This is a genomic window from Stutzerimonas stutzeri (assembly GCF_024448935.1).
GTDB lineage: Bacteria > Pseudomonadota > Gammaproteobacteria > Pseudomonadales > Pseudomonadaceae > Stutzerimonas > Stutzerimonas stutzeri_AO.
Genome location: NZ_JAMOIE010000103.1, coordinates 1 through 15,099 on the forward strand (window position 1 = coordinate 1; position 15,099 = coordinate 15,099).

The 15,099-nt window shown below is 61.4% G+C and carries 17 protein-coding genes; 4 read left to right on the forward strand and 13 right to left on the reverse strand.

Translation table 11 applies throughout. The features are described 5' to 3' along the window. Positions 1-242 precede the first annotated feature (242 nt). The 4 genes from proB to rplU form a co-directional block, all read right to left on the reverse strand. The gene (proB, locus tag NA637_RS21245) at positions 243-1,361 is read right to left on the reverse strand and encodes a glutamate 5-kinase (RefSeq protein ID WP_256074544.1); all 1,119 of its coding nucleotides are present in this window, start codon (positions 1,359-1,361) and stop codon (positions 243-245) included. Positions 1,362-1,461: 100 nt separating this feature from the next. Further along, positions 1,462-2,679 (reverse strand): Obg family GTPase CgtA, encoded by a 1,218-nt coding sequence (gene cgtA, locus NA637_RS21250; RefSeq protein ID WP_256074546.1) that lies wholly within the window; start codon positions 2,677-2,679, stop codon positions 1,462-1,464. A 163-nt stretch (positions 2,680-2,842) separates the two neighbouring features. After that, a complete protein-coding gene (gene rpmA, locus NA637_RS21255) occupies positions 2,843-3,100 on the reverse strand; it encodes a 50S ribosomal protein L27 (RefSeq protein WP_256074547.1) in 258 nt (85 codons plus the stop codon). A 34-nt stretch (positions 3,101-3,134) separates the two neighbouring features. Beyond that, complete coding sequence (rplU, locus tag NA637_RS21260; RefSeq protein ID WP_256074548.1) at positions 3,135-3,446, reverse strand: 50S ribosomal protein L21; 312 nt, start codon at positions 3,444-3,446, stop codon at positions 3,135-3,137. Positions 3,447-3,694: 248 nt separating this feature from the next. Here rplU and NA637_RS21265 point away from each other — a divergent pair, with 248 nt between their 5' ends. Continuing rightward, positions 3,695-4,663 carry a polyprenyl synthetase family protein gene (locus NA637_RS21265; RefSeq protein WP_256074560.1) on the forward strand — a complete coding sequence of 323 codons (969 nt, stop codon included), beginning with the start codon at positions 3,695-3,697 and terminating at the stop codon, positions 4,661-4,663. Between the two features lie 191 nt (positions 4,664-4,854). Beyond that, positions 4,855-5,058 (forward strand): hypothetical protein, encoded by a 204-nt coding sequence (locus tag NA637_RS21270; protein ID WP_256074561.1) that lies wholly within the window; start codon positions 4,855-4,857, stop codon positions 5,056-5,058. A 10-nt stretch (positions 5,059-5,068) separates the two neighbouring features. Here NA637_RS21270 and NA637_RS21275 read toward each other — a convergent pair whose 3' ends face one another. From NA637_RS21275 to mscL, 5 genes are all read right to left on the reverse strand, one after another. After that, positions 5,069-5,686, reverse strand: a complete 618-nt coding sequence (locus NA637_RS21275; RefSeq protein ID WP_256074549.1) for an FKBP-type peptidyl-prolyl cis-trans isomerase — start codon at positions 5,684-5,686, stop codon at positions 5,069-5,071. Between the two features lie 147 nt (positions 5,687-5,833). After that, positions 5,834-6,322: a TIGR00645 family protein gene (locus NA637_RS21280; protein WP_256074550.1), complete on the reverse strand. Its 489-nt coding sequence runs from the start codon at positions 6,320-6,322 to the stop codon at positions 5,834-5,836. Positions 6,323-6,485: 163 nt separating this feature from the next. Beyond that, the gene (locus NA637_RS21285; RefSeq protein WP_256074551.1) at positions 6,486-6,821 is read right to left on the reverse strand and encodes a hypothetical protein; all 336 of its coding nucleotides are present in this window, start codon (positions 6,819-6,821) and stop codon (positions 6,486-6,488) included. A gap of 173 nt (positions 6,822-6,994) precedes the next feature. Further along, the gene (locus NA637_RS21290; protein WP_256074552.1) at positions 6,995-9,439 is read right to left on the reverse strand and encodes a Lon protease family protein; all 2,445 of its coding nucleotides are present in this window, start codon (positions 9,437-9,439) and stop codon (positions 6,995-6,997) included. 242 nt (positions 9,440-9,681) lie between these two features. Continuing rightward, positions 9,682-10,092, reverse strand: coding sequence for a large-conductance mechanosensitive channel protein MscL (gene mscL, locus NA637_RS21295; protein WP_272889243.1), 411 nt, complete (start codon positions 10,090-10,092; stop codon positions 9,682-9,684). Positions 10,093-10,303: 211 nt separating this feature from the next. Between mscL and NA637_RS21300 the strand changes: the two genes are divergently transcribed. Further along, the gene (locus NA637_RS21300; RefSeq protein WP_045430358.1) at positions 10,304-10,573 is read left to right on the forward strand and encodes a YdcH family protein; all 270 of its coding nucleotides are present in this window, start codon (positions 10,304-10,306) and stop codon (positions 10,571-10,573) included. 156 nt (positions 10,574-10,729) lie between these two features. On the opposite strand, the gene NA637_RS21305 is transcribed toward NA637_RS21300, so the two are convergent. Then, positions 10,730-11,164 (reverse strand): CopD family protein, encoded by a 435-nt coding sequence (locus tag NA637_RS21305; RefSeq protein ID WP_256074553.1) that lies wholly within the window; start codon positions 11,162-11,164, stop codon positions 10,730-10,732. Positions 11,165-11,278: 114 nt separating this feature from the next. Between NA637_RS21305 and radA the strand changes: the two genes are divergently transcribed. Beyond that, on the forward strand, positions 11,279-12,640 hold the full coding sequence (radA, locus tag NA637_RS21310; protein ID WP_256074556.1) for a DNA repair protein RadA: 1,362 nt from the start codon (positions 11,279-11,281) through the stop codon (positions 12,638-12,640). A gap of 8 nt (positions 12,641-12,648) precedes the next feature. On the opposite strand, the gene NA637_RS21315 is transcribed toward radA, so the two are convergent. The 3 genes from NA637_RS21315 to glyA form a co-directional block, all read right to left on the reverse strand. Further along, positions 12,649-13,020 (reverse strand): PilZ domain-containing protein, encoded by a 372-nt coding sequence (locus tag NA637_RS21315; protein ID WP_256074557.1) that lies wholly within the window; start codon positions 13,018-13,020, stop codon positions 12,649-12,651. 57 nt (positions 13,021-13,077) lie between these two features. Continuing rightward, the gene (locus tag NA637_RS21320) at positions 13,078-13,539 is read right to left on the reverse strand and encodes a methyltransferase family protein (RefSeq protein ID WP_256074558.1); all 462 of its coding nucleotides are present in this window, start codon (positions 13,537-13,539) and stop codon (positions 13,078-13,080) included. Positions 13,540-13,736: 197 nt separating this feature from the next. Further along, positions 13,737-14,990, reverse strand: a complete 1,254-nt coding sequence (glyA, locus tag NA637_RS21325) for a serine hydroxymethyltransferase (protein ID WP_256074559.1) — start codon at positions 14,988-14,990, stop codon at positions 13,737-13,739. Between the last annotated feature and the right edge of the window lie 109 nt (positions 14,991-15,099).

Sequence of the window (15,099 nt, forward strand, 5' to 3'; positions counted from 1 at the left end):
GGCTGGAGGCTGGAGGCTGGAGGCTGGAGGCTGGAGGCTGGAGGCTGGAGGCTGGAGGCTGGAGGCTGGAGGCTGGAGGCTGGACAGGATTCGGCGCGGACCGCCCCATATCAAGCGCTTTCCACTTTTACTTTTACTTTTACTTGAAGCTTGAAGCTTGCAGCTTGCAGCTTGCAATTCAGCACGCCTGCTTTTTCGCTCAGCCTCAAGCCTCCAGCGCTTTCGTCGGCTTTTTTTACCGATCAAACCAGAATCAGGTTGTCGCGATGAATTAGCTCTGGCTCATCAACATAACCGAGCAGCTTCTCGATTTCGTCCGACGGGCGACCCAGGATTCGTTGCGTTTCGGCCACACTGTAGTTGGCCAGACCGCGCGCGACCTGGCGACCATCCAGGCCGACACAGACCACCATTTCGCCACGCCGGAAACCACCGTGCACCGCTTTAACTCCGACAGGTAACAGACTGCGATTACCCTGCTTCAAGGCGCGTACCGCACCGTCATCGAGAACGACCGTACCACGCGTCTGAAGATGCCCAGCCAACCACTGCTTTCGCGCCGCATGCCGATTGCATTCAGGCGCCAACAGCGTGCCGAGCATCTCACCCGCCTTCAGCCGCGCCAGCACGCGCTCGATTCGGCCACCAATAATGACCGTATAGGCACCAGAGCGCGCCGCCAGACGCGCCGCGCGCAACTTGGTCTGCATGCCGCCCCGCCCGAGCGCGCCACCGGTGCCACCCGCCGCCGCATCCAGCGCGGGATCATCGGCACGCGCCTCACTGATCAAATTGGCGCCAGGATTAGTGCGCGGATCGGCATCGAACATGCCGTCGCGGTCGGTAAGGATGACCAGCAGATCCGCCTCAACCAGGTTCGCCACCAGGGCAGCGAGGGTATCGTTGTCACCAAAGCGGATCTCGTCGGTGACCACGGTGTCGTTTTCATTGATAACCGGCACCACACCCAGATCGATCAACGTGCGAAGCGTGCTGCGTGCATTGAGATAACGCTTGCGATCGGAGAGATCATCGTGGGTTAAAAGGATTTGCGCGGTCTGCTGGTCGCAGCGCGCAAAGCTGGTTTCCCAGGCTTGTATCAACCCCATCTGCCCGACCGCCGCTGCAGCCTGCAGCTCATGGACGGCCTTTGGCCTGGCGGCCCAACCGAGACGACCCATACCCGCCGCGACAGCGCCAGACGACACCAGCACCAGCTCGACACCCGCCTCGCGCAGCGCCACCATCTGATCGACCCAGACCGCCATGGCCGCCTGATCCAACCCGCGCCCATCGGCAGTCAGCAAGGCGCTGCCGATTTTCACCACCCAGCGCCGCGCGCCGCTCACCTTGTCCCGCATCGATCCTGCCTTTTATTCGATATCCGGCCAAACCACTCGTGAGCCGCACAACGTAGCTCGACGATCCCTTATGCTTCAGATGCGCAACTATGCAAACGATTTAGCGGACGTAGAAAATTTCTGCGCCGCCTTCATCGTCGTCATCATCATCGAAGTCATCTTCATCAGCCTCAGCGGCCACCTTGACGCCAGCACGACGCAGAGCACGCTGATCGTCAAGCTCCTGCAAGCGAGCACGCGCCTCGTCTTCAATCTGCCGATCCAGCTCGGCAAGCGCTTGCGCGTATGCTGGCTCCTCGGCGATACGCACCGTGCGCTCATCCAGATAGCGCATGATGGCCTGACTCAACGCCTCGGTACCCTCGCGCTCGAGCGCAGAGATGACGAATACGGGGCCGTCCCACTCAAGCCGCTCGACTACCCGCTGAACCCGCTCGTCATGATCTTCTTCGAGCAGCTGATCAGCCTTGTTCAGCACCAGCCAGCGATCTCGTTGCGCCAGTGCCGGACTGAATTTCTCCAGCTCATTGACGATCACCTCTGCCGCATCGGCCGGATCGCTTTCATCCAGCGGCGCCATGTCCACCAGGTGCAACAACAGCCGCGTCCGCGCAAGGTGCTTGAGGAAGCGGATACCAAGCCCCGCCCCCTCCGAAGCACCCTCGATCAGACCCGGAATATCAGCAACCACGAAGCTCTTGTAGTGACCGACACTCACCACCCCAAGGTTCGGCACCAGCGTGGTAAACGGGTAATCGGCAACCTTCGGCTTGGCAGCCGACACCGAGCGGATGAACGTGCTCTTGCCCGCGTTCGGCAACCCCAGCAGCCCGACATCCGCCAGCACCTTCAGCTCAAGCTTCAGGTCGCGTGCGTCGCCCGGCTTGCCTGGCGTGGTCTGCCGCGGCGCACGGTTGGTACTGGATTTGAAGCGGGTGTTGCCCAGTCCATGCCAGCCACCCTGGGCCACCAGCAGGCGCTGACCCGCCTTGGTCAGGTCACCTATCACATCCTGAGTGGCGGCATCGATCACAGTGGTACCGACCGGCACCGGCAGGATCAGGTCGTCACCCTTGGCCCCGGTACATTCGGTACTGCCGCCCTTCTGCCCATTGGGCGCATTGAAGCGGCGGGTGTATCGGTAGTCGACGAGCGTGTTGAGATTCTCGTCCGCCTGCAGATACACGGAGCCGCCATCGCCGCCATCGCCCCCGTTGGGGCCGCCTTTTTCGATGAACTTCTCGCGACGGAAGCTCATCATGCCGTTACCGCCGTCGCCGGCCTTTACAAAAATCGATACTTCATCGACGAATTTCATGGGAACGCCTCCCGCCGCAAGGACGGGCTAGAAAACAGGAACATAAGGGTCTTGCAAAACCCGGCGACAGTGAGAGCACAGCAGTGTTTGGCAAGAGCCCTACAGAGGATATAAAAACAAAAAAGCCCCGTCGCATGACAGGGCTTTTCCAGCAACGCCGCGATCAGGCTGCGACGACGCTCACGTAGCGACGGCCAAACTGACCTTTCACTTCGAACTTGATCACGCCTTCCACTTTCGCGAACAGGGTGTGATCCTTGCCCATGCCAACGCCGTAACCGGCGTGGAACTGGGTGCCGCGCTGACGCACGATGATGTTGCCGGCCTTGATGGCCTGGCCGCCGTACATCTTCACGCCAAGGCGTTTGGCTTCTGAGTCGCGACCGTTGCGGGTAGAACCGCCAGCTTTTTTATGTGCCATGAGTTCAATACTCCTATAAGGGGTTCAGGCCCGATTAGCCCTGAATGCCGGTGATTTTGACCTCAGTGAACCACTGACGGTGGCCCTGACGCTTCATGTGGTGCTTACGACGGCGGAATTTGATGATGGTGACCTTGTCATGACGGCCCTGAGCAACCACTTCAGCAGTGACCTTGGCACCATCGACCACCGGCGCGCCGATCTTTACATCTTCGCCGTTGCCGATCAGCAGAACGCGGTCAAAAGTGACGGCTTCGCCAGTGGCAACTTCGAGTTTCTCAATCTTGAGGTATTCGCCTTCGGCGACCTTGTATTGCTTGCCGCCGGTAACGATAACTGCGTACATCTGTGTATCTCCGTTGATCCTGCTCACCCAGCGCTTAAGTGAAATAGTTGGAGGCTGGCATGGCTGCTCGGGGCCGGAAAGGACGCCCGTGCAATTGCGTAAGGCAGGGAAATGCCCAGGGGGAAAGTTCAGGGTCCGCGATTGTACGCATCCCCCTGACCCTGCGCAATAGCCGCCGGGCCTTGCCTTGACACTGCATGACCCGCCCCATAGCATGCCGCGCAATCTCCGAGGAGTACTCGTCGCCGATGCAACCCCAGGCCTTTTACCAAGTAGTGGCTGAAGATTTCGCCGCTGTGGACGGCATTATCCGCAACCAGTTGACGTCCCGCGTACCGCTGGTGGAAAAGATCGGGGATTACATTACCTCGGCCGGCGGCAAACGCCTGCGCCCTCTGCTCGTCCTGCTCAGCGGCAACGCGCTGGGACTCAAGGGTGAACAGCTGCGCCTGCTGGCAGCGATCATCGAATTCCTGCATACCTCGACACTGCTTCACGATGACGTCGTTGACATGTCCGGCATGCGCCGCGGCCGCTCGACCGCCAATGCCTTGTGGGGCAATGCGCCCAGCGTGCTGGTCGGTGACTTCCTCTACGCGCGCTCTTTCGAAATGATGGTCGAGCTTGGCTCGATGGATGTCATGCGAATCATCTCGCAGGCCACTCGCGTCATCGCCGAAGGCGAAGTGCTGCAACTGTCCAAGGTGCGGGACGCCAGCACTACAGAAGAGGTCTACATGGAAGTCATCCGCGGCAAGACCGCGATGCTCTTCGAGGCCTCCACCCATAGCGCCGCAACCCTGGCGGGCGCCAGTGATGAACAGCGCGAGGCGCTGCGCGTTTTCGGCGACTACCTGGGCATCGCCTTTCAGCTGGTCGATGATCTGCTCGATTACCAGGGCGATGCCGAAACCCTGGGCAAGAATGTCGGTGATGATCTCGCCGAAGGCAAGCCGACGCTGCCGCTGATCTACACGATGCGCGAAGGCACAGCAGAACAGGCCGCATTGGTGCGTCAGGCCATTCAGAAAGGCGGTATCGAGGATCTCGAGAGCATCCGCCGTGCGGTAGAAGCGGCCGGCGCACTGGATTACACGGCCCGCCTGGCGCGCGACTACGCCGATCGCGCCATAGCCTGCCTCGAGCTGATCCCTGCCAACGGTTATCGCGACGCCCTGGTGCAACTCAGCCGTTTCGCTGTTGCTCGCACTCACTGAGCCAGCCTCACCCAAGGGTGCGACTGCGCGCTCTTGAGCCCTAACCCTCCCTGCCTCAGTCTCCCACTGACACCGGCTCGGCCACCACTGATCGACGCCGAGGATTTTTGCGCTTGCATGTTCGCAAACACCAATTATTCTCATTGAGAAATCAACTGGAGGTGCACATGACGTATCTGATCGATGCATGACTGGACCGCCCGCAACCTTACCTGCGGATACTCGACCGTAGCACCGGTGCGGTGTGCGTTACCTTGGAGGGAGACGCCCTGGACGAGCTTCGCGACCAGGGCGATCTGGATCTGCAGGAGCTGAGCACCAGCGAACCCTGCGTGCTCAAGGAGCAGGTGCGAAACCTGTTCCTGTTCTCCCATGCCAGGGCGTTGCGACCATAGCCGCAGCGCTTTACAGAACAGCCAGCAGCTCGACGTCGAACATCAGCACGCTGTGCGCAGGAATACTGCCAACACCCTGCGCGCCGTAAGCCAGCTCGCTCGGCACGTACAGCCTCCATTTGCTACCCACGCCCATCAGCTGCAGCGCTTCGGTCCAACCAGCGATCACGCCACCCACCGGAAACTCGGCCGGCTGGCCGCGCTGGTAGGAGCTGTCGAATACAGTCCCATCGATCAGCGTGCCGTGGTAGTGGGTGCGAACCTGGTCATCAGCAGTCGGCTTGGCACCTTCACCCGCGGTCAGGACTTCGTATTGCAGGCCTGATGCCAGTGTAGTGACGCCGTCGCGCTTGGCGTTCTCGGCCAGGAACGCCTTGCCTTCACCCGCAGCGGCTTCTGCCTTTCGCTGTGCTTCGGCCTGCATACGCTCGCGGATCACCGCAAAGCTGGCGTTCAGATGTTCCGGGCTGACCTGACTGGCGGCTCCGCCAAAGGCATCGCGAATGCCGGCGATCACCGCGTCCAGGCTGATGCCCGGAGGCGGGTTTTCGCGCAACTGATCGCCCAGCTGGCGACCGATGCCGTAGCTCACGCGCGTTTCGTCGGTGGATAGGTTGAGGTCGGTCATGCCTGGGCTCCGCTGGAAAAAAGGGCCGACAGCCTAGCACAGCTCGCCGCCGAGCTTTGTCGTGGCCGCGTTGGCGCGCTAACGACGCTTGCGCTTGAAGGCGGGTACGAAAACCAGAGCGCATTGCCCCGTTGAGCGGCGTGTGCTTCAGTGTTTGGTGAGTTTATCCAGATAACCCATGGCGAAGGCGGAGAAAACAAACGTGAGGTGGATGATCACATACCACATCAGCTGCTCGCTCTCGAGCTGCTGGGCATCCATGAACATGCGCAGCAGGTGAATCGAAGAGATCGCGACGATGGATGCGGCGACTTTCATCTTGAGCGAGCCGGAGTCCATCTTGCCCAACCAGTCCAGCTTCTCCTTGCCCTCGTCGACGTTCAGTTGCGAGACGAAGTTTTCGTAGCCGGACAGCATCACCATCACCAGCAGACCGCCCACCAGCGCCATGTCGATCAGCGAGAGCAATTTGAGAATAAGGTCGGCCTCGCTAAGCGAAAGCACGGCGGGCAGGATGTGCCAGATCTCCTGAAAGAATTTGATGGCAAGCGCCAGGAGTGCGAAGGCCAAACCAAAGTAGATAGGCGCCAACAGCCATCGGGCGGCGTACATGGTGTTTTCGATCAAGCGTTCCATCTGTTCTCACCAGGGGGCAGAAAACCGGCCAGCGAGTATACGCAGCGCAGCGAGGTCTTCAACAAGGCACTTTCGCGGTGTCGTTTCGGCTGTGGATAATACTCGCGACAGCCATGTCTGACTTCGGAGGGTCAGTGCCCTGCAAGCGACGGCTATACGGCCCTCAGGAATTCGCGCCCCAGCCGCTCAAATAGCGAGCCTGATTCGCGTTCACTTTTCGCAGCTCAGCCTGCATATGGAGCTGCCAGATCGACGGCGAGTCGGATTGAGCGTAACCCTGGCCGAACAGGTTGTCGGCGATCGCCTTGAGGACTTTTTCCGCCTCGCGAGGCCCGTGGAATGGGCCCTGAGCCTTGATTGCGGTAGGTTGGCCATCGGCCAGGCCAGCCGCGCACAACAGCGTCCACAAGCCGTTACCGCCGGAAAGCGGCCGGATGAGGCATTCGATACGGGTGACCAGGCCCAGGCACTGGCGGTTCAGACAGAGTGTTTGCTGCATATCGGCGATCCTCGCGCTCAGTTGCGCCCGCCATCTGGCGAATGGGTGGGTCAACTCGTTTATCCGCAAATCTGTGGATAACCACTGGAAGAGAGTGGGAACTCTCTTCCAGTGCAGACCCGCCGTACGCCGCATCGTTCCGTCCAATCCCTGCCCAGTCTTGCTTGTCCGCGCTACGGAGTGACGCCTCCCTGCGCCGCTGCCAATACCTCCTGGGGTGAGGCCGCATCACTCTTGTGATCATCCTCCAGTTCGATCTCGGCGATATCGCGCAAGCGCTCGACGACGCGGGCGTTGACGCTGCCTTTGGGGAACTGTCCATCCTTGTCCGCAGCGCCTACCGGCTCACCCACCAGAAGCGAGAGCGCCTCGTCGACGTGGCGCACGGCATAGATGTGAAAGCGCTCCTGCCGCACCGCCTTGAGCACGCGGTCATCGAGCATCAAGGTAGTGACGTTGGCGAACGGAATGATCGCCCCCTGATCGCCGGTCAAGCCGCGCGCTTCGCAAAGCCGGAAGAAGCCCTCGATCTTCTCATTGACGCCGCCGACCGCCTGCACCTCGCCAAACTGATTGATCGATCCGGTGATCGCGAAGCACTGCTTGAGAGGCGTACGGGAAATCGCAGAGATCAATGCGCAGCATTCGCCCAGCGACGCACTGTCGCCGTCGACGTAACCGTAGGACTGCTCCAGGGCGATACTGGCGGAGATTTCCAGCGGGAATTCCTGCGCATAGCGGCTGCCGAGAAAGCCGGTCAGGATCATCACGCCCTTGGAGTGGATCGGCTGCCCGAGGTTGACCTCGCGCTCGATGTCGACGATGCCCGAGCCGCCGGGATAGACGGTCGCGGAAATACGCGCCGGCATGCCAAACGCCGAATCGCCCACTTCGAGGACAGTCAGACCGTTGCACTTGCCGATCGCAGCGCCTTCGCTGTCGATCAGGATCACGCCGGCAAGAATATCTTCGAGGATGCGTGCCGAGACACGTCCGGTGCGCGTGGCCTTGGCCTTGAGCGCACGCTCGATGTGGCCGACATCGGTGACTTCATCCTTGGCCAGTTGGCGAATGAAGTCCGCTTCACTGACCAACTGGAACAGATCTCCTATTCGCGCCGACAGCCGTCCCTGATGCTCGGCCAAGCGAGCGCTGTAGGTCGCCAGGCGTGCTACCGCCGCCGCGGTAAGCGACGCCATGCCCTCCTCCGAGGTGCGAGTTTTCATCAACTGGGCGAACTGCTCGAGACTGTCCTCGGCCAGCGGGATGTCTTCGTCAAAATCCACCAATACGCGGAACATCTCCTGGAAATCCGGATCGAGGTCCTGCAGCGTGTAGTAGAGCTGCCGTGAACCGATGATCACGACTTTCACGTTGAGGGGGATTACAGCAGGATTCAAGGTCACTGTTGCCAGGCGGCCGAGCTCGGCCAGTGGCGATTCCATCTTCAGCTTGCGCGACTGCAGCGCACGCTTGAGCGCTTCCCAGACAAAGGGTTCGCTGAGCATTTTTTCCGCTTCGAGCATCAGAAAACCGCCATTGGCGCGATGCAGTGCCCCCGGACGCAGCTGGCGATAACTGGTGTAGAGCGCGCCCTGATCGGTGCTGTATTCGATGCGACCGAACAGGTTGTCGTAGGTCGGATGCGGCTCGAATACCACCGGCGCGCCGCCATCCAGCGGATGGCCGACCACCAGGCTGGGGCTGTACTGCTCTTCGAGCAGCTGACGGCTCTGAGCGTCGGGACGGTTTTCGTCCACCAGCTGCTCGACCACCGTCTTCAACAGATTGACCTGCACGGCCTGCAGGTAGGCCTCGATACCGGCATTTTCGGCGTATTTTTCCGACAGCGGCGCCAATAGCGGCTGCAGCGCCTGGCTGATGGTTTCGTCGTTGAGCTGACGCAGCTGATTGCTGGATTCGCGCTTCCATTGCGGCAGGCTGGCCAGCCCTTCATTAAGGTGAACTTCGAGGGCGGAAATATCTTCGTGGTAGCGCTCGCGATCCGCTTCAGGCAGTTGGGCGAATTCCGCCTCGTCCATCGACTTGCCGTCCTTCATCGGCGTGAAGGCAATGTTGGTGCTGTCCCGGTAGAGCGCGATTTCCTTCTCCAGCGCCAGCTTTTCGATGACATCCAGGGCCTTGTCATAGCGCTGGTTGAAGGCGCGGTCGATGGCGCTCTTCTTCTGCTGAAAGCTCGGATGCTCGAATACCGCCGGAAAGGTCGCCATCAGGTTGTCGATCAGCTGACCAATGTCGGCAATGAACTCGCCCGCTCCGCCCTGCGGCAGCTCTACCACGCGCGGCTCGCGCGGCTCGTCAAAGTTGTTTACGTAGAGCCAGTCCGCGGGCGTATCCAGGCGCTTGCCTTCGGCCTTGAGATAGCGGCTGACGAACGAGAACCGCCCGGTCCCCGACTCACCCATTACATAAACGTTATAGCCAGGGCGCGGCATCGCCACGCCGAACTGCAGCGCCTCGACAGCCCGCTCCTGGCCGAGCACGCCGAGAAAAGGCTCCAGCTCATCGGTGGTCTTGAAATCGAACTGGCTGGGTTCGAAGGGACGGGTCAGCGCTTCGGGCGCCAGGCGCAGGCCGGCAGCGACAGTTTCGGGCATTGGTAATCCTTGCTGGAGTGGCCACGTGGCCACGATTGATGCCGCCATTCTGGCGATGCCTCCGGCTGGCCGCAAGGTTCAGCAGTGCTTGTTACCTGATCCGCCCGCTAGCACACGCTCCGTATGCGCACCTCGGTCGTGCGGACCGTTTCACTCCGGCACAGGCGCCAATCCAACCCTGCCAGCACACCCTCGGCAGTAAGCCGAAGCCCGAGTGAACGGCCGCTTGCCAGCGTCAATGCTCAGGTGCGGTTCTGCGCACGCAACGCATCACGTATCTCGGTCAGCAGGACCTCTTCCTTGCTTGGAGCGGGCGGCGCTGAGGGTGCTTCTGCTTCCTTGCGTTTGAGATGATTGATGCCCTTGACCGCCAGGAAGATTGCGAATGCCACGATGGTGAAGTCGAATACCGTCTGGATGAAGCGTCCATAGCTCAGCGTGACCGCTGGCGTATCACCTGCGGCCTGCTTGAGCACTATCGCCAGGTCGGAAAAATCCACACCACTGATCAACATGCCCAACGGTGGGGTCACCACGTCGGCGACGAAGGACGAGACGATTTTGGTAAAAGCCGCGCCGATGATGATGCCAACCGCCATGTCGATGACGTTGCCTCTGACGGCAAATGCCTTGAATTCGTTGATCATGCCCATGGTGCTTTCCTTCAGTCGGATAGTTTTTTTGCGGTCGGATCGTCCGCCGTAGCGCTTCGACAAGCTGCAGCATAGGTTGGGTTCAAATCGCGAGCCAGAGAGCTTCGGCGATGAGCGGCACACGACAGTACGGACTGCTTGATCGCCGTCAAAAAGAATCGCGTGGCGCAACGCTAAGGTACGGCTCTTCTCATCCAATCGGAGCGGCACCATGCACGTCGAACATCACCCATTGGTCAAGGATTTCCCCGAAAAGCTCGAGCAGCTTCATCAGCTGCGTCAGCAGGACCCCAAGTTCGCCCGCAAGGCTGAAACCTACGAGGCACTGGACAAGCAGATCTGCCGTGTCGAGGACGGTGTTGAACTGCTCGATGACGAAGCCCTTAGCGCGCTCAAGTTGGAACGTGTATCACTCAAGGACGACATTGCGCGTGACCTCAAGCGTGCCAGCGGCAGCTGCTGCGGTGGCTGCTGCGGCTAATCCTGCTCGGCCCTCCCCACCCGTCAGCCTCGGTTCGCCTAGTGTGACGGGTCGCGGATCTCGCCTCACCCTTGGCTAACCTTTCAAACGCGTCCAGCCGCTAGCATCCAGCCGGTTTCTCTCTTCTGCGAGAACTGAAAGACCGCGCTGTGGCTGTTAGAACAACCCGCCGAACCTGAAGCCCGATCCAACCCAGACGAAGGCCACCGCTGTCAGTGTGATCAGCACGATATGCACACCCAGCTGCGGCAAGCGCTGCGCATCGAGCTTCGGGATTATCGCCAGCCTTGCATGCACACCCAGCGCTGCGGTGAAAACCAGCAGCACCAGCTTGGCCTGGACCAGATGAGCGATCGGCGAGTCGCCGAACCATTGCGCGTGCGGCAACCACAGCCCGGCCAGCCCTATGCCGGTGGCAATCTGTAACAGCAAGGCCGGGATCCCGACCCGCTCATAGAGCTGTTCAAAGGCCCGCACCGGCTGCACATCACGCCGGCGCAGAGCCCCGGGCAACACGCTGAACAGCAAAACCAGGTGGCCGCCTACCCAGACGCTGGCACCCAGCAGGTGCAGAAACAACAAGTGGCGCATGGGATGACTCCTGTTCGGTTTGTTTACAGTCTGGAGGGTTATGTGGCGCTTGTGGCTGATGGCGATCAAGTCAGCCGCTATCATGCGACTCCACTCACCCGACGCGGAGTCTCCATGGCCAAGGCCAAGCGCATGTATGGCTGCACCGAATGCGGCTCGACCTTCCCCAAATGGGCCGGCCAGTGCGGTGACTGCGGCGCCTGGAACACGTTGGTCGAAACCATCATCGACGGCGCCGCGCCCCCGTCCGGGCGAGCCGGCTGGGCCGGGGACAAGGCCAACATCAAGACCCTGGCCGAAGTCAGCATCGAGGAAGTACCGCGCTTCTCCACCGCGTCCGGCGAGCTGGACCGGGTACTCGGCGGCGGCCTGGTCGACGGCTCGGTGGTGCTGATCGGCGGCGACCCCGGGATCGGCAAGTCGACCATCCTGCTGCAGACCTTGTGCGCCATTGCCCGACAGCTCCCTGCGCTCTATGTCACGGGCGAAGAATCCCAGCAGCAGGTCGCCATGCGCGCACGACGCCTCGATCTGCCGCAGGACCGGCTCAAGGTGATGACCGAGACCTGCATCGAATCGATCATCGCCACCGCGCGGATGGAAAAGCCCAAGGTGATGGTGATCGACTCGATCCAGACCATCTTCACCGAGCAGTTGCAGTCCGCCCCCGGCGGCGTCGCCCAGGTGCGTGAAAGCGCCGCGCTGCTGGTGCGCTTCGCCAAGCAGAGCGGCACGGCGATTTTCCTGGTCGGCCATGTCACCAAGGAAGGCGCTTTAGCCGGTCCGCGGGTGCTCGAGCACATGGTCGATACCGTGCTTTATTTCGAAGGCGAATCGGATGGCCGCCTGCGCCTGCTGCGTGCGGTGAAGAACCGTTTCGGCGCGATCAACGAACTGGGCGTGTTCGGCATGACCGACAAAGGCCTCAAGGAAGTTACCAACCCTTCGGCGATCTTTCTGACCCGCGCTCAGGAAGCGGTGCCCGGCAGCGTGGTCATGGCCACCTGGGAAGGCACGCGGCCGATGCTGGTCGAGGTACAGGCGCTGGTCGACACCAGCCACATGGCCAATCCGCGCCGCGTCACCCTTGGCCTGGACCAGAACCGCCTGGCCATGCTGCTGGCTGTCCTGCACCGCCACGGCGGCATTCCGACCTACGACCAGGACGTGTTCATCAACGTGGTCGGCGGTGTGAAGGTGCTGGAGACGGCCTCAGACCTGGCGCTGATGGCCGCGGTGATATCCAGCCTGCGCAACCGCCCGCTGGATACCGACTTGTTGGTGTTTGGCGAGGTCGGGCTGTCCGGGGAGATCCGTCCGGTGCCGAGCGGCCAGGAGCGACTGAAGGAAGCCGCCAAGCATGGTTTCAAGCGCGCCATCGTGCCCAAGGGCAACGCACCGAAGGAGGCGCCGGCCGGGCTACAAGTGATTGCCGTGACGCGGCTTGAACAGGCGCTGGATGCGCTGTTCGAGTAATCCCGGCGCTATCGCGGCTCGCCAAGCGCTGCCAGCTCACGTTCGAGCAGCGCTTCGTCGCCCAGGTTGAGTTCGACCAGCCGCCGTAGGTGGCTGATGGACTCGACATCGATGTGTCGACAGACCAGGCCGATCAGCTCACCTTCGTCATGGGTGGTCTCCACCTCCATGCGCACCTCGGCGTCATCGGCGAGCCGTATCCGCACCTCGAACGGCAGGGAGGGATCTGCATCCCAGCCAGCCGGCCGATGTACCAGCAAGCCCTTCAGCGAAAGATCATGCAACTCGACCGGCCAGCGGCGCTGCCCCTGCACCAGCTCGGTTTCGGCATCGAAGGCGAAGCGCTGGAAGCGCCGACGTTCGCCACGTGTCTGACTCATCATGTCCACTCCCGAAAACTCCATGGGTGACTATAGGCGACATCATCACCCAGCTGCTCAGAGCCACCGCCGTACACGCCGGCGGTAGACTTGATAGTCGTCACCAAATAGCCGCATCAGCAGGTGCTCCTCATGAACGATCACGGTGCGTTGCATGCAGACGATCAACAAGGGCAATAGCAGCCACGGCCAGACACTGTTGAGCAACAGCCCAACACCGCAATAGATGAAGGTGTCGGCGAGATAAATCGGGTTGCGCGAGAAACGAAACGGCCCGCTCTGCAAGAGACTGCTCGGCTTGCCGTAGGGGTTGATGGTGGTGCGATAGCGATGCATTTCCAGCGCCGACCAGAGCATCAGCACGATGCCGACCGCTATCGATACCCAGCCGGCATAAACCACCAGTGCGTGCTCAGGCAGGTCGAGAGGCACCCATTGCGACGCCCCCCATGCAATCCCCATGAAGGCCAGGTAGACCAGGGGCGGGGGCGGAATCATTCTGACAGAGGCGTGGCTCATGGCGCGTCCCGATGTAGTGGATGCGCCTATCCTACAGAAGCCACCGCGTAACGCCGCCTGCTTTTAGTTTAGTTGCGCGTCCCGGCAGCGCACGGTACCAGATGGCACTTGGCCTTGACGCGCCGTGACGCGGGCGATTCCGCACTGATCGAAAAAGCCCGGCACAGGGCCGGGCTTTCGCCACTGCATGAAGCGTCTTACTGACCGTAGACCGGGAACTTGGCGCAGACCGCCTCGACCTTGGCACGAACTGCTTCGATTACCGACTCGTCGCCCATGTTGTCGAGGATGTCGCAGATCCAGCCGGCCAGGTCGCGGCACTCGGTTTCGCCGAAGCCACGAGTGGTGACCGCCGGCGTACCGATGCGCAGACCGGAAGTCACGAACGGCGAACGCGGGTCGTTCGGCACGCTGTTCTTGTTCACAGTGATGTGGGCATTACCCAGGGCGGCATCGGCGTCCTTGCCGGTGATGTCCTGCTTGATCAGGCTAAGCAGGAACAGGTGGTTCTGGGTGCCACCGGAGACCACGTCGAAGCCGCGCTGGATGAACACGTCGGCCATGGCCTGGGCATTCTTCACCACCTGCTGCTGATAGGTCTTGAACTCGGGCTGCAGCGCTTCCTTGAAGCACACCGCCTTGGCCGCGATCACGTGCTCCAGCGGGCCGCCCTGGGTACCGGGGAATACCGCGGAGTTCAGCTTCTTCTCGATCTCGGCGTTGGCACGCGCCAGAATCAGACCACCGCGTGGGCCGCGCAGGGTCTTGTGAGTAGTAGTGGTCACCACGTCGGCGAACGGCACCGGGTTCGGGTAGACGCCCGCGGCAACCAGACCAGCTACGTGGGCCATGTCGACGAACAGGTAGGCACCGACCTTGTCGGCGATGGCGCGGAAACGGGCGAAATCCAGTTTCTGCGAGTAGGCAGAGAAACCGGCGACGACCATCTTCGGCTTGTGCTCGACGGCCAGGCGCTCGACTTCGTCATAGTCGATCAGGCCCTGGTCGTTGATGCCGTACTGCACGGCGTTGTACAGCTTGCCCGAGGACGAGACGCTGGCGCCGTGGGTCAGGTGCCCACCGTGGGCCAGGCTCATGCCGAGGATGGTGTCACCGGCATTCAGCAGCGCCAGGTAGACCGCCGCGTTGGCCTGGGAACCGGCATGCGGCTGGACGTTGGCGTAGTCGGCACCGAACAGCTCCTTGGCGCGATCGATGGCCAGCTGCTCGACCACGTCGACATACTCGCAACCGCCGTAGTAGCGCTTGCCCGGGTAGCCTTCGGCGTACTTGTTGGTCAGGACCGAACCCTGGGCTTCCATCACCGCCGGGCTGGTGTAGTTCTCCGAGGCGATCAGCTCGATGTGGTCTTCCTGACGCTTGGCTTCCTGCTGCATGGCAGCGAAGAGATCGGCGTCGAAACGGGCGAGGGTCAAATCACGGCTGAACATGGCAGTCCCCTGAGAATCAGCTGGCGGTAATAAAGAGGCGCGGATTCTACCTCATCCGCCGGAGCGCGGGTATGAGGCCTGGTCATGGGAAACATGAAGGAAGCTGCAA